Annotated in this window: 20 protein-coding genes and 2 tRNA genes; 15 read left to right on the top strand and 7 right to left on the bottom strand. The window is 36.9% G+C overall.

Going from position 1 to position 20,248, the window contains the following annotated elements; translation table 11 throughout:
* Nucleotides 1-391 precede the first annotated feature (391 nt).
* Nucleotides 392-667 (bottom strand): DUF2442 domain-containing protein, encoded by a 276-nt coding sequence (locus tag FVQ77_14400; protein ID MBW8051498.1) that lies wholly within the window; start codon nt 665-667, stop codon nt 392-394.
* 196 nt (nt 668-863) lie between these two features.
* On the opposite strand from FVQ77_14400, the gene FVQ77_14395 reads away from it, so the two are divergent.
* The 5 genes from FVQ77_14395 (at nt 864) to FVQ77_14375 (ending at nt 3,985) form a co-directional block, all read left to right on the top strand.
* Complete coding sequence (locus tag FVQ77_14395) at nt 864-1,244, top strand: winged helix-turn-helix transcriptional regulator (protein MBW8051497.1); 381 nt, start codon at nt 864-866, stop codon at nt 1,242-1,244.
* Entirely contained in the window at nt 1,241-1,861 is a 621-nt protein-coding gene (gene merTP, locus FVQ77_14390; protein ID MBW8051496.1) for a mercuric transport protein MerTP, read from the top strand. Before FVQ77_14395 ends, merTP begins: the two co-directional genes overlap by 4 nt.
* Before the next feature lie 18 nt (nt 1,862-1,879).
* Nucleotides 1,880-2,095, top strand: coding sequence for a hypothetical protein (locus FVQ77_14385; protein MBW8051495.1), 216 nt, complete (start codon nt 1,880-1,882; stop codon nt 2,093-2,095).
* A gap of 12 nt (nt 2,096-2,107) precedes the next feature.
* The gene (locus FVQ77_14380) at nt 2,108-2,773 is read left to right on the top strand and encodes a hypothetical protein (GenBank protein ID MBW8051494.1); all 666 of its coding nucleotides are present in this window, start codon (nt 2,108-2,110) and stop codon (nt 2,771-2,773) included.
* 264 nt (nt 2,774-3,037) lie between these two features.
* Nucleotides 3,038-3,985, top strand: a complete 948-nt coding sequence (locus FVQ77_14375) for a transporter (GenBank protein MBW8051493.1) — start codon at nt 3,038-3,040, stop codon at nt 3,983-3,985.
* A 90-nt stretch (nt 3,986-4,075) separates the two neighbouring features.
* Here the strand turns inward: FVQ77_14375 and FVQ77_14370 are convergent, their stop codons facing one another.
* From FVQ77_14370 to rsmH, 3 genes are all read right to left on the bottom strand, one after another.
* Nucleotides 4,076-4,441, bottom strand: a complete 366-nt coding sequence (locus tag FVQ77_14370; GenBank protein ID MBW8051492.1) for a hypothetical protein — start codon at nt 4,439-4,441, stop codon at nt 4,076-4,078.
* A 2-nt stretch (nt 4,442-4,443) separates the two neighbouring features.
* The gene (locus FVQ77_14365) at nt 4,444-5,754 is read right to left on the bottom strand and encodes a tetratricopeptide repeat protein (protein MBW8051491.1); all 1,311 of its coding nucleotides are present in this window, start codon (nt 5,752-5,754) and stop codon (nt 4,444-4,446) included.
* A 101-nt stretch (nt 5,755-5,855) separates the two neighbouring features.
* Entirely contained in the window at nt 5,856-6,818 is a 963-nt protein-coding gene (gene rsmH / locus FVQ77_14360; protein ID MBW8051490.1) for a 16S rRNA (cytosine(1402)-N(4))-methyltransferase RsmH, read from the bottom strand.
* A gap of 503 nt (nt 6,819-7,321) precedes the next feature.
* Here rsmH and FVQ77_14355 point away from each other — a divergent pair.
* The 3 genes from FVQ77_14355 (at nt 7,322) to FVQ77_14345 (ending at nt 10,764) form a co-directional block, all read left to right on the top strand.
* Nucleotides 7,322-7,394 (top strand) — tRNA-Gly (locus tag FVQ77_14355).
* A 93-nt stretch (nt 7,395-7,487) separates the two neighbouring features.
* Nucleotides 7,488-7,576, top strand: a tRNA-Leu gene (locus FVQ77_14350).
* Nucleotides 7,577-7,602: 26 nt separating this feature from the next.
* Nucleotides 7,603-10,764, top strand: a complete 3,162-nt coding sequence (locus FVQ77_14345; GenBank protein ID MBW8051489.1) for a hypothetical protein — start codon at nt 7,603-7,605, stop codon at nt 10,762-10,764.
* 390 nt (nt 10,765-11,154) lie between these two features.
* On the opposite strand, the gene FVQ77_14340 is transcribed toward FVQ77_14345, so the two are convergent.
* Nucleotides 11,155-11,367, bottom strand: a complete 213-nt coding sequence (locus FVQ77_14340; GenBank protein ID MBW8051488.1) for a hypothetical protein — start codon at nt 11,365-11,367, stop codon at nt 11,155-11,157.
* Nucleotides 11,368-11,547: 180 nt separating this feature from the next.
* Between FVQ77_14340 and FVQ77_14335 the strand changes: the two genes are divergently transcribed.
* From FVQ77_14335 to FVQ77_14305, 7 genes are all read left to right on the top strand, one after another.
* The gene (locus FVQ77_14335) at nt 11,548-12,045 is read left to right on the top strand and encodes a T9SS type A sorting domain-containing protein (protein MBW8051487.1); all 498 of its coding nucleotides are present in this window, start codon (nt 11,548-11,550) and stop codon (nt 12,043-12,045) included.
* Between the two features lie 123 nt (nt 12,046-12,168).
* Nucleotides 12,169-13,704: a hypothetical protein gene (locus FVQ77_14330; GenBank protein ID MBW8051486.1), complete on the top strand. Its 1,536-nt coding sequence runs from the start codon at nt 12,169-12,171 to the stop codon at nt 13,702-13,704.
* Between the two features lie 765 nt (nt 13,705-14,469).
* Nucleotides 14,470-14,772 (top strand): toxin-antitoxin system toxin subunit, encoded by a 303-nt coding sequence (locus FVQ77_14325; GenBank protein ID MBW8051485.1) that lies wholly within the window; start codon nt 14,470-14,472, stop codon nt 14,770-14,772.
* Entirely contained in the window at nt 14,765-15,136 is a 372-nt protein-coding gene (locus tag FVQ77_14320; GenBank protein MBW8051484.1) for a DUF86 domain-containing protein, read from the top strand. The genes FVQ77_14325 and FVQ77_14320 overlap by 8 nt, the downstream gene beginning before the upstream one ends.
* Nucleotides 15,137-15,221: 85 nt before the next feature.
* Entirely contained in the window at nt 15,222-15,587 is a 366-nt protein-coding gene (locus FVQ77_14315) for a helix-turn-helix domain-containing protein (GenBank protein ID MBW8051483.1), read from the top strand.
* Between the two features lie 298 nt (nt 15,588-15,885).
* Nucleotides 15,886-16,110: a hypothetical protein gene (locus FVQ77_14310; GenBank protein ID MBW8051482.1), complete on the top strand. Its 225-nt coding sequence runs from the start codon at nt 15,886-15,888 to the stop codon at nt 16,108-16,110.
* Nucleotides 16,111-16,390: 280 nt separating this feature from the next.
* A complete protein-coding gene (locus FVQ77_14305) occupies nt 16,391-17,440 on the top strand; it encodes a MoxR family ATPase (protein ID MBW8051481.1) in 1,050 nt (349 codons plus the stop codon).
* Nucleotides 17,441-17,518: 78 nt separating this feature from the next.
* Here FVQ77_14305 and FVQ77_14300 read toward each other — a convergent pair whose 3' ends face one another.
* The gene (locus tag FVQ77_14300; GenBank protein MBW8051480.1) at nt 17,519-18,217 is read right to left on the bottom strand and encodes an inositol monophosphatase; all 699 of its coding nucleotides are present in this window, start codon (nt 18,215-18,217) and stop codon (nt 17,519-17,521) included.
* Between the two features lie 272 nt (nt 18,218-18,489).
* Nucleotides 18,490-20,157 carry an apolipoprotein N-acyltransferase gene (lnt, locus tag FVQ77_14295; GenBank protein MBW8051479.1) on the bottom strand — a complete coding sequence of 556 codons (1,668 nt, stop codon included), beginning with the start codon at nt 20,155-20,157 and terminating at the stop codon, nt 18,490-18,492.
* Between the last annotated feature and the right edge of the window lie 91 nt (nt 20,158-20,248).

The following is a 20,248-nucleotide window of genomic DNA, read 5'->3' as shown; positions in this document are numbered from 1 at the left end:
TCCGCCATAAGGACCGTTGGTTTGCAGCCATTGGGTGTATGGCATAGAGCATTGCGGATTAAAGATTGCGCATTGAAAAAAACAAAGCGCTGCAAGTAGTAGATTTTTTGTTTTCATTTCTTAAAGTTTTGCTCCCAAATTCGGGACGGTTAGCGATAATTGAAGTAGTTAAAAATATTTAAAATGGTTTTAGGGTACAATAATAATACAAGCAGGTGAAAAATGGAAGAAAAAGAGAAAAATTAAAATGGCTATATGGTTTTATGGTTGGATATATGAGTCCACTCTAATAAGTCCAAAAAATAAAAATGCCACTAAAACACCAAAGCACTAAATCCCATCCCGAGTACTCGGGATGGCAAAAAAGACTTTTTAGAGTGGACTCAATCATTTAACCATCATCTTTTAAATTGGTATTTCCCCAGGAATACAACACATCAGGACAAAAATCAATACCATTATCCCAATAAATGGTTTCCCATTCAGTTTGTAATTTTACACTTTTAAAATACTCCGGGTCTAACAATGATTTATATACACTGTTAGGTGATTTCGCCCATTTTTTTAATTTTTCTTCCAGATTAATTTTCAATGTTTCCCCTGTATTGAACTTTAAGGTTAATTGATAGGGCTGTGCATCAACGATTTTTTCTACAAAATACATCATAGTTCTGATTATTTTATTTGAATAACAATTCCATAAAACCGGCAAATTTCAGGCATTTTTATTTGAATTAAGACAACTAAATTAATACAATCAGGCAATAAAATGTTAATAACTTTATTAAGTATTTGCTTAAATAATGAAACTTTTATTATCTTTGTCCGTTGTACAGTTTGTAACCTATCATCAAACATACTAAATTATGTCAAAAGAAATCTGTATTCGCGTGTATGCCGACCCGGTTCAAATCAAAGAATGCAGGAAGAAAGTTACTTTAAATGAAAAAACATTTTCACAACTTGCCAATATTCTTTCATTAGCGGGTAGTGATGTGCGGCTGAAAATTTTATTCCTGATGGAAGAAGAAAACGAACTTTGTCCTTGCGACATTGCCGATATTCTCCGAATGACCGTTCCGGCAATTTCTCAACATCTTAGAAAGTTGAAAGACGCTAACATCATTGAGTCCCGCAGAGCAGGTCAAACAATTTATTATTCGATTGGAGAAGAAAACCTGAATATCCTGAAACCGTTTTTCAAACATATTAACCAACAAAATCTAAAAATACAAACGATATGAAAACACCAAATTCTTCAAAGGGCTTTATAGGAGCAGGGCTCCTGACTGCCGTAACTGCCTCACTATGCTGTATTACACCTGTTTTAGCATTAATTGCAGGAAGCAGCGGATTCGCTGCAACTTTTTCCTGGCTTGAACCTGCAAGGCCCTATTTAATAGGTATCACTGTTTTAGTGCTGGGTTTTGCCTGGTATCAAAAGCTAAAGCCGAAAAAAGCAGAAATAGATTGCGATTGCGATGAAGATGAAAAGCCATCCTTCTTACAATCCAAAAAGTTTCTGGGCATTGTGACCATTTTTGCAGCAATTATGTTGACATTCCCTTACTACGCACACATATTTTACCCAGAAACCAAAGCCAATGTAATTATTGTAGAATCAAACAATATCCTGCAGGCAAATTTTGAAATATCCGGGATGACCTGCACCGGCTGTGAAGAACATGTCAAACATGCTATGGCACAACTCCCCGGCTACATTGAGGCTACTGCCGACTACGAGAAAAGCAAAGCAACCGTAAAGTTTGACAAGTCAAAAACAGACATTGATAAAGTAATTGCAGCCATTAATGAAACAGGTTATAAAATAACCGATTATAAAATGATAGAAAACCAATAATTATTAACCAAAATAAAAATGGAACTAACATTAAAATCAACAATCACCTGCCCGGAATGCGGACATAAAAAAGAAGAAAACATGCCTACAGATGCATGTCAGTATTTTTATGAATGTGAAAAGTGCAAAGTTGTACTAAAACCAATCAATAATGATTGCTGCGTATATTGTTCTTACGGGTCGGTTGCATGCCCGCCCGTTCAGGAAAGCGGGAATAAAGATTGTTGCTCATAAAATAAAAATCCTGTGTCAATATACCTTAAACACATAGTATCAATATTATTAGTCTCTGTTGGAGGATTTTCATTCTCCTTTGCGCAAATCCATTTAGAGCCGCCTGATGGTAAAGATGGGGTTCCAGGGCCAGTTGCAGGCTCTTTTATTATTAAATGGGCATCGGTAGATTCTGCCATAGCTTATGAATATGTGATTACCACTAATTCTTTATGCTTTGTAGGTTGTACAGGAGATACCCGCCAAAAAAAAGTAAACGATACTACTGCAATAGAATATAATCTCGAAAATACATGGTATTACTGGATTACAAGAATTTACTACACTAACGGAAATACCAGCAATTGGTCTGCTATCAGCTCTTTTTTAGCAAAAACCCCGGAAGTTGTCAGGATCGTAAAAATAGCCCTTAATCCTCTCAGGGACAAAACAATTACCCTTAACATCGACTGGTTAGTCAATCCTAATGCAAAAAAAATAAGCTTTGAATTGTATTCAATTTCAGGGCATAAAATAGTCACTAATCGATTTATAGAAAAAAACAATGCAAGCCGTTATCAAAGTTATGATTTATCTTTCAATACGATTCCAAAAGGTCTTTATATAGCTGTATTTATAGTGGATGACAACCCCAATAATCCTAACAATAAGATCATTCATAAAATCATAGTACCCTAAGCTGGCGTAGCCAGAACCAAAAATTTAGTTCATGGTTTTTGGTTATTAGTTTTAGTTATTTGGTTATTAGTTTTAGTTCATTGGTTCAATAGTTTGCTAATGCCGGACTCATGGCACGACCAACAAACTAAAAAACTATAACCATAAACTATCAAACCATAACCAAAAACTAACAACCAAAAACTAAATATTTTGCCAAAAAGTGTCAAGATTTAAGAATTTAGTTACTTTTTATAAATGATTAAAATTTGCAAACCCTGTTTCTTGTTTTTATTAATTTTATCGGGACTGCCAACTGATTTAACTGCCCAATGCTGCTCGCCCGGAACCCCCATTGGTGGGACAAGCGCACTTGGGGTTTTAGATAAACAAAGCACAAAAATCTTTCTTTATTATAAATACGGCTATTCAGGTAGGTATTTTGAAGGCAGCAAACCGGCAGAATCTCAATCCATAAAGAACGGCAATTACAATTATACAGGTATAAGTTTAGCATTTGGAATAGCAGAGAAAATAACCACAGAAATTGAAACCGGGTATTTTATTAACAAAACACAGAACTATGTAGAAAATATAATCCCTAACCAACAAATCGGAAAAGGTTTAACAGATGTTACATTGGGATTTAAGGTAAATTTTTACCGGAATTTAGAAAAACAACTAGAAATTACTTCAGGTGTTGGAATTAAATTTGCAATCGGTTCTTATACACAATCAAATAATGGAGCAATATTGCCAAGAGATTTACAGCCCACAACCGGCTCAACAGATTTTATCCACATCCTGTTTCTTTATAAAGGTTATGTAGAAAAGCATTTGCGTTTTTTTATCAACAACAGAATAGAATTTAAACGACAGAATCCTGAAACGTATAAATATGGTAACCTGTATGCAACTTCCTTTTTTACTTCTTACAGCCTTTCACCGGGATGGAATATAATTACCGCAATCAGAAGTGAAATAAGAGAAAGAGACACCCGGTCAAGTACTGGTTTTGGTATCCAGATAGATAATGAAAGGGAAAAGGTTATCCAATCAGGTTCGCAAAAAGTATTTATTGTGCCCCAGTTAAGCTATTCTTTTGGTAAAGACTGGATATTATCTGTGTTGGTTGATATACCTGTTTATCAATATTATAATGATAAGCAACTGGCGAGTAGTTATGCTGTTTCTTTGAGCATTAGTAAAGAATTTAAAAGAAAAAATTCATAATCACCAGGCAATCACCGCCTCCACTGCATAATGATCAGACAGGTCTTTGTTTTGCCTGCCCCAGCGTTGTTGAAAAATTTTCACTATAAATTATCTTTTCTTTACAACAATTTTAAATGGCGGCTCAGAACTTTCATACAATCCCAGCCTGGCAACTCTCTTTGCTACTTCTGATTGCTTACTTTTAAACATATAATCCGCTTTTAAGGTAGTATAGTTAGCCCTCAGATCTTCAACTTCTGAAGTTATTTTATCTAATTCCCTTATCGTTTTTTCAGAAAAATGAGTGTTCCATATATAAAAAATTCCGATGGTAATTATATATATCAGATATGGAATATATTTCACAGGCAGCCCTTGGTCAAACATACCCACTCTTAAATAAATTTCAATAAGACGAAAAATACTTCGGCTTTTTTTCCCCGAATTCCGCTTAAATGTGTTTGATTTATCCATATTTACTTACAATATTCTTTAATAAGCACATAGGCATGCTTGTAACCCAACTCCCCTGCCCTTCTCCAATCCACACAAGCATTTTCTTTTTCACCTGATAACATTTTCAACAACCCTCTGTGATAATAAGCTTTTTCAAAATCAATATTTATTTTTATTGCCTTATTATAGTCTTCCAATGCTCCTTTTTTATCTTTTATTTTTCCATTAGCAACACCTCTGTAATAATAAGCCTCAGCCATATCAGGGTTAAATTTGATCACTTCATTGTAATCGTTTATTGATCCTTTGTAATCATGTAGATTGTCTTTGGTATGAGCTCTGTTAAAATAAGCGTCACTGTAACGAGATTTTAACTCTATGGCTTTACTGTAATCCTCTACTGCACCTTTGTTATCCTTCAATTTATTTTTAGCTACTCCCCTGTAATAATAAGCTTCAGGAAAATCAGGTTTTAATGAAATAGCTTTGTTGAAATCGTATATTGCTGCCTTGTAATATTCATGCCGTTCCATGTTAATCTTTTCAATTCCTCTGTTAAAATAAGCATCAGCAAAATCAGGATTTAATTTTATGGCTCTACTGTAATCTATTATCGCTCCTCTTTTATCTTTTGATTTATCTTTAGAAATACCTCTTTTAAAATATGTCTCGGAAAAATCAGGGTTTAAAGCAATAGCCTTATTAATATCTTTCATGGCGCCTTTTTGATCGTTCAATTTTATTTTAGCAATTCCCCTGTTATAATAAGCATCTGTCAAATCAGGGTTTAAAGCTATTGCCTTACTAAAGTCATCAATTGCTTTTTTGTGATGCCCGGTACTACCTTCATGATATCCCTTGTAATAATAAGCCTCGGTAAAATTGGGCTTTAAAGAAATAGCTTTATTAAATTCATGTATTGCTCCTTTGTGGTCTTCCCCCTTTTCAATACCTCTGGAAAAATAAGTCTCAGCAAAATCAGGGCTTGACTTTTTCACCTTATTTTTATCCTGGTTGTTTTCATCTTCTCCCTTCACATTCATCGTTAACTTGTTGACATCAATATGTCCAATTACATAATCCGGATTCAATTTAATTGCTTTTACATAATCCCCTATAGCTCCCATTTTATCTCCTGTCAGGTATTTTAAAAAGCCGCTGTTGAAATAATCTAAGGCTGATTGTTGTGAATAGACCGATAAAGAAGATAGAATTAAAAAAAAGGTTAAATATCTTTTTTTCATAATTGTCAATTGTTTAAATGTGCCATAACTTATAACTAAAAACCAATCAACCAAAACCAATAACCGATTAACTATAACCCCGCACATAAATTTATAATAAAGTGAAAAAATAATTTATATCAAATTAATAAATTTATGTGCGGGGTAACTAACAACCAATAAACCAATAACTAATTTTTCCCTCCCTTTTACAACCTCACAGCTATCCTTAGCTTCGCACTTCTTGCCCTGTTATTATTTTTTACTTCATCCTCAGATGGGATGATAGGTTTTTTATTTATCGGGCTAAAAGGCACATTTTCATTACCATAAATATCTTTGTCTGCCTCTCCATAAAACTTTCCTTTTTTAAAGAAATTTTTAACCAACCTGTCTTCCAGCGAATGGTAGGAAGTAATTGCAATTTTACCCCCTTTTTTTAACACACTGGGAGCTTGTACCAACATTTCTTTTAAGGCAGTTAACTCGTCATTTACTTCTATGCGAAGCGCCTGGAAAACCTGGGCTAAGTATTTATGCTCTTTACCTTTCCTAATGCACGAACTGGTTGCATTTTTTAAGTCTGCTGTTGTTTTAATGGGTTTATTATGCCTTTCTTTAATTATTATTTCCGCTAATGTTTTTGCATTTCTGATCTCACCATACATGCCAAAAATCTTATGTAATCTTTCTACAGGATATTCATTTACAATTTTCTCTGCCGTAACTTCACTCTTCCATCTTCCATCTCCCATTTTCCCTGATCTATCCATCCGCATGTCAAGCATCCCGTCAAATCTTGTAGAAAACCCACGTTCAGCGGTATCAATCTGGTATGAAGAAACCCCGAGGTCAGCCAAGATACCATCGACTTTTTCTACGCCATGATAATTCAAAAAGCGCCTTAGGTACCTAAAGTTAGCATGCACAAATATAAAGAAATTATCAATGGCAGCAATATCGCTTTTGAAAAGTTTCTCACTATTTTTCGTAGCATCTGCATCCTGATCAAAGGCAAACAGACGTCCCCTTTTCAATCGTTTTAATATTTCCTGTGAATGCCCTCCTCCCCCAAAAGTAAGATCAACGTAAATGCCGTCCGGTTTTACTTCCAGACCATCAATGCTTTCTCTTAATAATACAGGCTGGTGGTATGTTGATTGGTTAGTAATTATCTGTGTTACGAAGAAATCTCTGAAAACGTCAATAGTTTTTCTGTAAAATAGAGGAAAATCTCTGCTATATACATAAACATCAGTGAATGGGCAAATATAAATCCTGCAAGTAATAAAATGATCAATGAATCACACACAAGTCCTTTTGATATCATCGAAAGAAATTTTGCAATGTACATAAAGAAATTCGAGACGTATAAAAAGAACTTTGAAATAAATAAAATTATCAATGAACCCACTACAACGAATATGGTTATATATCTATAGGTCAGATAACAGGTCACCAAAGCACAAAATACAATGACCAATGAATTCGGTACTTGAATCATTTTTGTTTGGGAATTTTAAATTTTGCAATTATAATAAATTTGAAATAGAAAAAAAAATTAAACGATACAAATATACGAATAAAGAAATAGACAATATAAAAGCAGTTGGATGCCGGTTTTCATTAGTATTACTTAGTATTAATTCGTATATTTGCACCGGTGTAACAATAAGCGAGAATAGCTCAGCTGGTAGAGCACGACCTTGCCAAGGTCGGGGTCGCGGGTTCGAATCCCGTTTCTCGCTCAATATTCATTTTGTGATTTATCATAAAATCAGTAATTGACAATTCCCCAAATCACTAAATCTCCATATATACCAAATCACCAAATAAACATTGCCCGGGTGGTGGAATTGGTAGACACGCAGGACTTAAAATCCTGTGGGCTGTAAAGTCCGTGCGGGTTCAAGTCCCGCCCCGGGTACCAAATCATTTGGTGATTTACTAATTAAAATGCTCCGAAAAGATAGCGGGGCTTTTTTGTTTACACTATCAAAAATGAAAATATTTGTTACCTGCCCCGATAAAATCGAGGTACTATATCTTACCCTGCAGGTGACCCCGCCTCTGGCGGGGCAATATCTAATATCAAAATTCCCATTATTAACAATAATTTTGATATTATTTTTTCAAAATATTTTTGCTCAAAAACTCCCCTTCCGGAATTATAGCATAAAAGACGGGTTGGCACAATCTTCTGTTAACGACATTTATCAGGACAGCAAGGGCTATTTATGGTTTGCAACGCAGTCCGGAGTTTCAAAGTTTGATGGTATGAATTTCAAAACCTATACTACTGAAGATGGATTGCCCTATAATCATATTAAATGTATTACAGGCGACCACGAAGGGAATATTTGGTTTGGTACGCAGCGAGGTGGTATCTCTAAATTTAATGGGAAAACCTTTGAAAATTATACTGCAGAGCAGGGATTAATAGATAATGCAGTCAGAGCCATATTGGAAGATCAAAATGGTTTTCTGTGGGTTGGCACTGATGGTGGTATCTCTATACTTGCCCTTTACGGGACTGATCATACTTTTAATAACTTCACAACAGATCATGGTTTGAATGATAACTCTGTAAGAGCTTTATTGGAAGACAGCAACGGCAATATTTGGATCGGCACAGATAGAGGGGTATGCAGATCTGCTTTTAGAGATGTTAAAGATGGAGGAGAAGCCCCCTTAACAGCCCCCCTAAATCCCCCCGAAGGGGGGACTTTGCCATCCCCTTTCCCTTTGGGCAATGGGGGTGGGAAGTCCCCCCTTCGGGGGGATTTAGGGGGGCTGTTTTTTGAAAACTTCTCTAATCAGCCAGGGTATAATTATATTGGCACCATTTGGTCAATTCTGGAAGATCATGACGGTAACATATGGTTTGGTTCACATGGCTCGGGTATTACTAAATTTGAACCTAAGGCACAAAATGACAATAACTTTACACATTACTCCACCACAGACGGCCTTACTAATAATGTAGTAAGGTGTATTGTAGAAGATCAATACGGAAATAGGTGGTTTGGCACTAACCAGGGACTTTCTAAAATTATTTCCGGATATAACAAGGGTCCGCAGGAATCACCTACTTTTGAAAACTTTACAACCAGGCATGGGCTCATAGATGACAATATCAGATCAATATTAGAGGACAACAACGGCAATATTTGGATCGGGACTGATGATGGAGGAGTCACGATATTTGGAGGCAGGTATTTTGAGCAATATTCTACGCAGCAAGGTCTTGTGGACAACACTATTTTTTGTATCAATGAGGATCAACATGGTAATATCTGGATTGGCACTGATGCCGGACTTTCAAAGCTTGTTATAAACAATACTTTGCAAAGATCAACTGCCGGTAAAATTTCTTTGTTCGAACATCATCAAACAGGCTTTCAAACAATAACAATAGAAGTTTTAGGTGGTGATAAGGGCATCATGTCTATGCTGGAAGATAAAAATGGTAATATCTGGATTGGTACTCATCACGATGGAATTTCAAAGCTTATTCCCAATCCCCATGCCAATTGGGATGAAGAATCCGGAGCCGGTCAGCAATTTTATTATAGAATCCAAAATTATAACACTGAGCTGGGAATTAATAGTGAGCCGGTAAATGCTTTGCTGGAAGACAGGCATGGCAATATATGGTTTGGTACTGATGGGGGTGTTACTAAACTTGCTTACAAAAATATTGAACAGGGAGCGTATTCCCCGCTTCACCCTGAACAAGCCCTGTTAAATAATCCCGAGTACTCGGGATCACAGGGCAAGCCTTTGAAAAATTTCACTACTCAAGACGGACTTATACATAACGAGGTTCTTACAATATACGAAGATAGATATGGTAATATATGGGTGGGTACGCGGGGAGGACTGTCTGAATTTATCTTTAATGAAAGCAAAGAACCTTCATATACAATCAAGAACTTTACAACCGAACAAGGACTTGCTTACAATTATGTTTGGCCTATTCTGGAAGACCGGTATGGTAATCTTTGGTTTGGAACCAAAGGCGGTTTATCAAAACTAATCCCTCCCCCTACCAGCCCCACCACCAGCCCCCCTAAATCCCCCCAAAGGGGGGACTTCCCGCCCCAATTGCCCAAAGGGAAAGGGGATGGCAAAGTCCCCCCTTTGGGGGGATTTAGGGGGGCTGGGGATTTAGAGGAGGCTGCTTCTTCTTTTAAAAATTACACCAAAAAAGATGGCCTGAAATCAAACGCGATCTGGCTGATGACCATGGATAATGAGGGCAATATATGGGTAGGGCATGAAAAAGGAATTGAAAAACTTATCCAAAATGACAGCGGTGAAACTGTTGGATTTCAATATTATGGATATCTGGAGGGTTTTACACCTATGGAAACCAATGCCAATGCGGTTTTCAAAGACAGTAAAGGAAATTTATGGTTCGGCACGCTTGAAGGTGCGGTGAAATATGATCCGAAAGAGGACCGGGTCAGCATAACAGTACCGCGTACGCACATAACAAACATCCGGTTATTTGGGACGGAGACAGATTTTTCTGTCTGGTGCGATTCTCTTGACAGGAAAAACGGACTGCCCAAGAACCTCAGGCTTCCTTACGATAAAAATCATCTTTCTTTTGATTATATCGGTATCCATTACAAAATCCCTGAAAAAATAAAATATCAATACAAGCTGGAAGGTTTTGATAAAAAGTGGTCAGAGTTTACTTCTGTAACTTTTGCTACTTATACAAATCTTGAATCTGGCAACTATACTTTCAAAGTAAAAGCGTGCAATAGCGATGGATTCTGGAACCTGAATCCAACAAGGTTTTCTTTTATCATTAGCCCCCCCTTTTGGAAAACAGGTTGGTATTATGCCTCAGAGATCCTCTTTTTTACCGTTCTTATTGCCATTACTTTCTATATTAACAAAACAAAAACTAAAAGCCGTGTTGGTACGATCCTCACATTTGCAACCATCCTTTTTATTTTTGAATTTTTAAATATTTCCATTGAACCCTATGTTGAAGATTACGCAGGAGGTGTGCCAATATTTAAGCTGATCATGAATATGACACTGGCAGGATCTTTGAATCCACTTGAAAGGCTGATCTCGAGATTTGATGAGTATATTTAGATGGAAAATGGATGTTAGTGTAGCAACAATTTAATTACGCAATATTGTAATCATAAAATATATTATTACTAATTAATGTTGCAAAATTAAATTGTTGCTACATTAGATGTTTGACCCCGACTTTGTCGGGGCAGGTGTTAGATGTTGGAAACCTTCGGAAATATCATCTGGCCTGCGGGGGTAATGGATTTCCGAAGGTTGTCCCGCAGTTCTGCTGTAAGAAAACTTCGGAAATTCCCTCCCATATTCCATCTGAAATTTCCGAAGGTAATGTGCGGGTTATATATAAAACGGGATAAAATCGTACATTTTTAAAGATTTTTCTTGAAGTGGATTTCTGATTTCACACGTACAAGTTCTATTTTCTTGTAATCACGCCTGAATGAATCTCTATAGATCAACTCCATATTTCTTAAAGTCACTTTTTATTGTTTCTTCCGGCACTATTCCGCTTCCCAATCCTTCTTCAATGAGTTTTATCATTAGATTTTCTCCCAAATCATCTTCATCCCGTAAAATACGGATTTTTGCTTCCAACATCCGCGAATATTTTTTCAATGCAGCAACTTTTGACCTGTCAAGTTGAATAATCGCTATACTCATGATTTTTTTATTTTTTACAAATGTACATAAAATAATTCTTTTAAGATTTTTTAGGGGGAGAAGAAGATTTTTAGTTATTTATTGTATACTTGCAAATTAATTAGTTGAGGGACTTTTCGGAGTGGACTCAATTTTGTATTTTTTATATCTTGTTGAATTCAACCTCAAAAATATAAGACCATGAGAAAAATATTATTAATTCTGTCAGGCATACTATTCTATTTTACAGGTATAAGCCAATCCGTTGTACCCGAAGTTTATGCCACTTCAGGCGACCATTACACAGGAACCAATGCACAGTTAAGCTGGACAATTGGCGAGCCGGTAATTGAAACTGTCTCAAATACCAATAATATCATCACACAGGGTTTTCACCAGACAAATTATGATATAACAAGCATAAAAGAAAACCCGGATTTGGGTTTCAACATGTCAGTTTTTCCTAATCCTGTTAGCAATACCTTACAGATTAACATTAACGGTGACGTTGATAACTCAAACCTGAAAATTGAATTAATGGACATAACCGGAAAAATATTAACAAATGAAAAAATTGCCGGTACTGTTATTACCTATCAACTCAATATGAGAGAATATGCCCCAGGCAGTTATTTTTTAAGAATAACCAACGAAAAAGAACAACTAATCAATTCATATAAAATTCAAAAAATCAATTAACAATTTCTAAAATTAACCACCAATCCGTCAGTTGAGGGGTTAACCCCGTTGGATATTTACTTTATTCCAGTTCACCATTGCTTAACGGCATTATCCTACGGGGTTAACAAAACAAAAATTATTATGAAAAAATTAACTTTAACATTCGCAGTAGCAGCGTTCCTAACGCTCGGAGCGTTAGGAACGTTCGCTCAGTCTCCCCAAGCCTTCAAATATCAGGCAATAGCGAGAGATAATACGGGTAACGTACTACCCAATCAAAACATTGGATTGAAGATCAGTATTCTTCAAACAACCCCTGCAGGTACAGTAGTTTACAGCGAGACACATGCAGATACTACAAACCAGTTCGGGTTATTCAGCCTTGAGATTGGCACAGGCGCCATTGTATCAGGCACATTCTCAACAATTGATTGGGGCGCTGATATATATTTCGTCAAAATAGAAATGGACCCAACAGGCGGAACCGGTTACCAGTTTATGGGCACTTCTCAACTGCTTTCAGTACCTTATGCCCTGCATGCAGAAAACGTTACCAATGACAATGTAAATGATGCCGATGCAGACACAACAAACGAGCTGCAGGCAATCTCAATCTCAAATGATACTATTTATTTATCCAATGGCGGCTTTGTAACAATACCTGCACCTGTAGCCGAAACCGACCCTGTATTTGGTTCATCAGTAGCAGGTGGCATTACAGGAGTAGATACAACCAACTGGAACAATCACACCATTGATACCGATACACAATTGGATTCAACAGGCGTTACCGCTTTAGGTTTTGTTGCAGGCGCTCATACTATTAACACCGATACACAATTGGATTCTACAGGTGTATCTTCTCTGGGTTTTGTTGCAGGAGCACATACTATTGATACACAGCTTGATTCAACAGGTGTATCTTCACTTGGTTTTTTTGCTGGAGTACATACTATAGAGGTTGATGCTGATACAACAAATGAACTGCAAACCTTATCATTATCTAATGACACTTTAAATATCAGCAACGGAAACTCGGTTATTCTTACCGATGCCGACCCGGCTAATGAATTGCAAACGCTTTCATTATCCGGTGATACTCTGTTTATAGGTGGCGGAAATTATATTCTTTTGGGCAGCTTAATAAAGGAGCAATCGTTCGCTTGCGGAAATTCATTTATAGATGATAGAGATGGGAAGTCATATAAAACTGTAAAAATCGGCACCCAATGCTGGATGGCTGAAAACCTGAATGTAGGCGCTCAGATACCACCCGCAGGTAACCAAACCAATAATGCAGTTATAGAAAAATACTGCCACGGAGGCGTAAATAGCACCGGTACTGAAGGGGATTGCAGCGTTTGGGGCGGACTATACCAATGGGATGAAATGATGCAATATGTTACTACAGAAGGTGCGCAAGGTATTTGCCCTACGGGTTGGCATATTCCTACTGATGCTGAATGGATGACGATGGAAGAGGCGCTTGGTATGTGTTCAGGCGGGACAGGTTTGTGTCCCGGCACAGGTTGTTCCGGTGAGATATGTTGGCGCGGAACCGACCAGGGAGATCAATTAAAAACAGCTGCTGATTGCTTCGGTGGTGTTAAATGCGGCATTTCAGGTTTTGTTGCTCTTTTAGCTGGCTACCGCAATACCGATGGTCTGTTCTTCTAAGGTAGCGGTACGGGCACGTACGTGTGGTCATCTGCCGAGAGCGGAGCCAGTGCATGGAGACGCAATCTGTACTCTGGTGATGCGGGAGTCTACCGCAATACCAATGGTAAGTTGAACGGGTTCAGTGTTCGGTGCCTCAAGGACTGATCCGACTATTTGACTATTTGATTATTTGTTTTTTTTGACAATACCGCGAAGCGGTCTTTTTTTTTTAAAGAAATATGAAAGTGAGTGACATACTATCATTAGAGGGCAAAAACACAGATTCAATTCATCTTCTTAAGGAAGGTATTTTTTGGCGGGCATATTCACCCCGTAGGATAATCTTCGCTGAATGTCGGAATGAATAAAAAACTATATCCAACGGGGTAAACCGGTCGGCAATGTGGTTGTGTATTCATTTAAAGCCCTGTAAAGTAACTGGAAAATTTATAAAAAAAGAGAAACGAACTATCTTTTATTGTGGTTTTCCGGAAAGTAATGCCGATAAGTATAAAAGTAAAATTGATAATTTATTGCTTACAGAGCATTAATACTACATTTTTTTGTACTTAGGCGATTGCCACGTAAGAAAATTTTTTCTAACGGAGTAAAAACCTGAATGTAACCAATAAGCCTGGGTTTGGTACTTTGCCGCGATTAAACATCCTGGCAGGAGAAGAACAAGGGCTTATTTTTTATGTTATGATTAAAAATATGTAAATTATGCATTTAACCGGAATTTCATAAATTTGTAAAACATTTAATTTAACGCATATTCACATCATGAAAAAAAATCTTTCGAAAAAAGAAATCATTCAGATTTTAGCACTTAACAAACAATATTTTAAAAAACAATTTGGAGTAGTTCGAATAGGGTTATTTGGCTCATACGCAAAAAATAAAAATAACCCGGAAAGTGATATTGACATTTTTGTAGAATTAGCCGAACCACGATTTGAATGGCTAATGGATTTAAATATATTTTTAGAACAACAATTTAATGCAAAAGTAGATATTATAAGGAAAGGCAACCATATTAAAGAATCATTTCTAAAAACCATCGAAAAGGAATTGACTTATGTCTGATGATATTTTATATAAAGAGGACTTTAAGAGTATTTTGGAAGCAATTTTACTTGTTCAAAGCAGGTTTGAGACAATTAACACTCCTTTAGATTTTGTTTCAACACCTGAAGGTGTACAACTCTTTGATTCTATTTCAATGAGATTACAAATAATAGGAGAACTCTTAAAAAAGATTCATAAGCAGAATTCTTCATTTCTAGATAAATATCAACAAGTTGAGTGGCAACATATTATGAAGTTAAGAAATATAATTTCACATCATTATGACCAATTGGATTACGAAATTATTTTTGATATTTGTGAAAATCATATTACTACGCTTAAGGAAACTATACAAAAAATTTTGTCTGATTTGAATTCATAATTCCATTTCCCTTGCCCTATCCGGATAACCCGAATAAATGTTAAAAAAACATTGAAAATTTGAATTATTAATTAAAAATCTATTTATGAAAGCAATAAAAAACAAAGCGGATTACCAAAAAGCAACAAAGCAAATGGAAGAATTACTAAAAGTTGTAGGTAACGACACCAGCCCCAGTGATAAAAGCTTTATCAAGTTGGATAAACTTTCTGATTTGATTGCTGGTTATGAAGAAAAATATTATCCAATGACCCCGCAAAATTTAATTGAAATGATCGAACTGCGAATGTACCAAAGAAAACTAAAGCAAAAAGACCTCGCCTTGCTGTTAAATACAAGCACCGCCCGAATTAGCGAGTATCTGAAAGGTAAAAGAAAGTTGACTTTAGATGTCGCCAAGGCATTGCATCAAAAATTAAATGTTGACGCTGAATTGATATTAAATACATAGCTTAATCATAATTTTAGGTGTAATAGCGCCAAAGTTTAAAGACAGAGTTACACAACACGCTATTTACACGGTTATTGAGCCGGTTTTCAATGTTTACTCCGTGTCCCGCATATACGGGATTATTCGGGGTTGATTAATAATTAATTGATTAATTGACAAGTGATGGGATCGCTCTGAGCGATGCTATCGCTGATTTGTGATTTGTTATTAGTTTTTCAAATAATTCATTGTATCTTTGCTGTAAATTATATTGCCAATGACTTCTGACTTTGTTAAAGAATAATTAAAATAACATACTATGGATGCTACATATCGTTTAAGCGCTAATGAATTAACAATGGATTTCTTAAAATCCCTGAAAACTTTGTATAAAGACCAAAAAATAGCCATTACCATAGAGGTAGAGCAAGATGAAACAGAATACCTGTTAAGCAGCGAAGCCAACAGTAAGATGCTGGAAAAGTCTTTAAAAGAAGCAGAAAAAGGTAATCTGATATCCATTAACATTGATGATTTGCCATGAGAAATATCAGCTTTACTCCAACCGCTTTTGAACAATACAATGATTGGGCAGATACTTTGTAAAAATACTAAGCGATGAAAATTGACGAAATAATTAGTAAAAAGATAGATGTTATATTAAAATAAAGAAATTATTTAAAAAACTAAAAGAGTAATATCATGTTCGAAATAATAGGAGCAATACTTTTAGGCCTTGGAGGGCTGGTACTTGTATCACTTCTCTTATACTCTCAGATAACTGAATATAGAGAATTGAAACGAGAAAAAAAATGACAACATTTATGGAAACAACCTTAGTAACAGAACAATCAACAGAACAAACATATCTGCAAAAGACCGGGCCGCCTCAGGCCAAAGTAAATAAAAAAGCAACATCACACCTGCAAAAAGTAAAAAAGGTATTTGAAGAGATCAGCAAGATCATTGTAGGCCAGCAATATATGGTCAGCCGGCTTTTGCTGGGCTTGTTTACCAACGGGCACATTTTGCTGGAAGGTGTGCCGGGCCTTGCCAAAACCCTCACCATTAAAACCCTTGCCGATGTGCTTCACCTTGATTTTCACAGGATCCAGTTCACCCCTGACCTGCTGCCATCAGACCTGGTAGGTACTATGATATATAATCAAAAAAAGGCAACTTTTGAAGTGAAGAAAGGGCCTGTTTTTGCCAATATCATATTAGCCGATGAGGTGAACCGTTCCCCTGCAAAGGTACAATCAGCATTGCTTGAAGCGATGCAGGAAAAGCAGGTTACAATTGGTGAAACGACCTACCCGTTGGACAGACCTTTTTTGGTGCTTGCCACACAGAATCCCATTGAGCAGGAAGGTACTTACCCGTTGCCTGAGGCGCAGATAGACCGTTTTTTGATGAAAATCTTTGTGAATTATCCTGATAAAAGTTCAGAATTACAGATAATGAAACGAATGTCGGATCTGAATTTTGATGAAAAGGTTAAAATCGTTTTAAAGAAAAATGAAATATTTGCAATCAGGGATGAAATTAATAATGTTAAAGTCTCCGAATCCATTGAAAAATATATTATTGAGCTTGTATTTGCCACCAGGAATCCCAACGACTATGGATTAGACGAGTTTGCCCATTATATCCGGTTTGGAGCATCACCCAGGGCAAGCATAGGGCTTAATATTGCCTCTAAAGCTATTGCTTTCTTCAACGGCAGAGACTATGTGCTGCCTGAAGATGTAAAAGAGGTGGTAGTTGACATCCTTAACCACAGGATCATTTTGAACTATGAGGCCGAAGCCGATGGGGTAACTACCAATGATATTATTACGGCTCTCTTGAATAAAGTGGCGATCAGCCAGTAAAGCAGTTGACAGTTGGCAATAGTTCTGCTTCTTCTGATATATTGCAATAATTGCCAACTGCCTATTGCCAACTGCCAACTATTTTTTCCAATTCTCACTAATCACCTCCAGCATTTCCTGATGGATCTTCCCCGCAGCAATGATCTCTTTTCCAAAAAGAAAATCATTACCGCCTCTAAAGTCAGTCACAATGCCGCCTGCTTCTTCAACGATCAAAGCGCCTGCAGCCACATCCCAGGCATGGAGGTTGTACTCAAAAAATCCTTCAAATATACCACAAGCTACATAAGCCAGGTCAACCGCAGCCGAACCCATACGTCTTAGTCCATGCGAATTTTGCATGAAAGTTTTAAGAATTTCCAGGTATTCCGGCATTTTTTCAAAGTCGGCATAAGGAAAACCGGTGGCCAACAGGCTCTCGCTTAATTGAGCAGTATCTGAAATTGTGATTTTTTTATTATTGCAGAATGCACCCCCGTTTTTGTAAGCGTGGAAGCACTCATCCCTGTTAATTTCATAAACCACTCCAAGCAGAATAGCCCCCCCTAAATCCCCACCGCCACTATTCTTTACAGAATCGGTGAATGGGTGAATGGGTGAATCGGTGAATCGCTTCGTTTTCCTTTTCTCCGTTTCTCCGATTCCCCGTTTCTCCTTTTCAGAGGGGCTTGGAGTTAAAGGAGGGCTATGGGGGCTGTTCTCCTGTAATGCAATACTAATAGCAAACACCGGCACACTATGTGTAAAATTAGTAGTTCCGTCTAAAGGATCAACGATCCAGTTGAATTGAGTGCTTTGTTCATCACTGCTACTGCTACTCTTCTGGGTTCCTTCTTCAGCGATAAATCCGGCTTCAGGTAAGATTTGCTGTAATCCTTTGATTAATTTTATTTCTGCTTCTTTATCCACCCAGGTCACAAGGTCATTGAAACCCTTATACTCAATTTTTGACCGGTCAAAAACAGCGGCTTCCTCTCTGATGAAAGTTCCTACCTTCTTTGTGAGATCAATAACCTGTTTGCAAATTTTATCTAAGTTCATTATTAATTTTATTTAGTAAAATGTCTGTTACTGATTAAATATTTTACAATAACTGATAAAAATATTGCAACAGCTAAAAACGCAGCTATTCTTCCAATATAATCTCCATAGGTGGTGTAAAATGTCATTTTATCATTGGAAATAATTGTCCCCTTAATAACTGCCTGTTCCCACCAACCTGTTGCCTGCATGATGTTTCCTTGCTGGTTGATAAAGCAGGAAATTCCCGTATTGGCCGAACGTGCAATACTTCTTTTTGTTTCAATGGCTCTGAGTGTTGCATAGTTTAAATGCTGCTTGTAACCGGGGGTATCTTTCCACCAGCCGTCATTGGTGATTATAAATATGAAATTTGCACCATTAAGAACGTATTCAGTCATAAATTCCCCATAGATCGATTCGTAGCAAATTGCCGGAGCTATTGCAATTTCGCCTGTCCCGACAAAATCGGGAGATTTCGAATTTCGGACTTCGAATTTTTTAAATACCGTTCTTTCTTTTTGCTTTCCAAGGCTACCGGTGGTTCCGCCCATATCAATAGCTAATGGCTCTAAAAATTTAAAAAACTTAGGGTAGGGCATTTTTTCAACACCCGGTACCAATTTAGATTTATGGTAAAAAGAAATTTCTCCCTTGGGATTGATTTGCATAGCTGTATTATATACATCATAATAGCCCAAATCTGGTTTAAAGCGGGCAGTCTCCGAAGCGTTTTGCTCAGAATCATATTCTGTGTAAGTATCAGCTCCTGTTATCAATGTAAGGTCTGGATATTTTCCCAAAAAACCGATGAGTGATTGTATCATGGGGTAATCGTTTATCTCATATTCCCAATAGCCCCTTGGCATGGCAGTTTCAGGCCATACAAGATAATTGATCGTTGAATCCAATTTGGTTTCAGACAAAGTAATAAGGCGGTCTAACTGTTTTTGATAAGGAATAAACTGGGGTGAGCCGGAAAATTTCTCCTTGTAAGGGTCAATATTCGGCTGCACAACCACTATATTGACCGGGTCGCCCTTTTCTTCATACACCGCATGTTTATAATAAGAGAAGACAACAGGTATGATGATGAGAAGAACAGGAATAATAAATTTTTTCCATTCAAATTTTTCTTCAAATATGATTGAGCGGAGGCCAAAGAACAGCAACAGATTAACAATTAAGAGCCACAGGGATCCGCCTAAAACGCCTGTGTATTCGTACCATTGTACCCATTCAGGAAACATGGCAAATCCATTTCCCAGGGTAAGCCATGGCCAGGAGAGATCCCAGTTTAAATGCAGGTATTCAAAGCCCAACCAGTATAGAATGAAGGAGAGATAGCCCAATTTTAATCCTGTTACTTTTTTTGTAAATCTAAAAAGCAGAAAAGGGACAGACATAAAAAAGGAATTAGCAATAATTGCAATAATCCCCCCGCCAACCGTAGAATAACAGACCCACCAGGTAGTAAGGGTGTTCCATATCAAAAAGGCGATATAAGTATATATAAAAAATTTGAATCCCGGTTTTTTAACGTCTGAATTTGAAAAATGCTCATCAAGCAATAAAATTGATACAAATGCAAAGAACAGTAAAAAAGCAGTGGGCCATGCCGGCCAGCCTAACCATAATAGCAAACCGGAGTCAAGCGCCAGTAAGAGTGGGAAGTATTTGCTTTTTGTGAATGGCATGGCTTTTTGCTGGTTACTAGTGTAGCAACAATTTAATTACGCAATATTGTAATCATAAAATATATTATTTCATTGTTCAATTGTTAAGATG

This window comes from Cytophagales bacterium, from assembly GCA_019456305.1.
Taxonomy (GTDB): Bacteria; Bacteroidota; Bacteroidia; order Cytophagales; family VRUD01; genus VRUD01.
This window is presented reverse-complemented; position numbering and strand designations above follow the sequence as displayed.

Excerpts from the sequence above, each read along its gene's own strand:
- FVQ77_14400 (MBW8051498.1), bottom strand. The coding sequence starts at position 667 with ATGATGTATTTTGTAGAAAAAATCGTTGATGCACAGCCCTATCAATTA.
- merTP (MBW8051496.1), top strand. The coding sequence starts at position 1,241 with ATGAAAACACCAAATTCTTCAAAGGGCTTTATAGGAGCAGGGCTCCTG.
- FVQ77_14385 (MBW8051495.1), top strand. The coding sequence starts at position 1,880 with ATGGAACTAACATTAAAATCAACAATCACCTGCCCGGAATGCGGACAT.
- FVQ77_14370 (MBW8051492.1), bottom strand. The coding sequence starts at position 4,441 with ATGGATAAATCAAACACATTTAAGCGGAATTCGGGGAAAAAAAGCCGA.
- FVQ77_14365 (MBW8051491.1), bottom strand. The coding sequence starts at position 5,754 with ATGTGCGGGGTTATAGTTAATCGGTTATTGGTTTTGGTTGATTGGTTT.
- FVQ77_14345 (MBW8051489.1), top strand. The coding sequence starts at position 7,603 with ATGCTCCGAAAAGATAGCGGGGCTTTTTTGTTTACACTATCAAAAATG.
- FVQ77_14340 (MBW8051488.1), bottom strand. The coding sequence starts at position 11,367 with ATGAGTATAGCGATTATTCAACTTGACAGGTCAAAAGTTGCTGCATTG.
- FVQ77_14335 (MBW8051487.1), top strand. The coding sequence starts at position 11,548 with ATGAGAAAAATATTATTAATTCTGTCAGGCATACTATTCTATTTTACA.
- FVQ77_14330 (MBW8051486.1), top strand. The coding sequence starts at position 12,169 with ATGAAAAAATTAACTTTAACATTCGCAGTAGCAGCGTTCCTAACGCTC.
- FVQ77_14325 (MBW8051485.1), top strand. The coding sequence starts at position 14,470 with ATGAAAAAAAATCTTTCGAAAAAAGAAATCATTCAGATTTTAGCACTT.
- FVQ77_14320 (MBW8051484.1), top strand. The coding sequence starts at position 14,765 with ATGTCTGATGATATTTTATATAAAGAGGACTTTAAGAGTATTTTGGAA.
- FVQ77_14315 (MBW8051483.1), top strand. The coding sequence starts at position 15,222 with ATGAAAGCAATAAAAAACAAAGCGGATTACCAAAAAGCAACAAAGCAA.
- FVQ77_14310 (MBW8051482.1), top strand. The coding sequence starts at position 15,886 with ATGGATGCTACATATCGTTTAAGCGCTAATGAATTAACAATGGATTTC.
- FVQ77_14305 (MBW8051481.1), top strand. The coding sequence starts at position 16,391 with ATGGAAACAACCTTAGTAACAGAACAATCAACAGAACAAACATATCTG.
- lnt (MBW8051479.1), bottom strand. The coding sequence starts at position 20,157 with ATGCCATTCACAAAAAGCAAATACTTCCCACTCTTACTGGCGCTTGAC.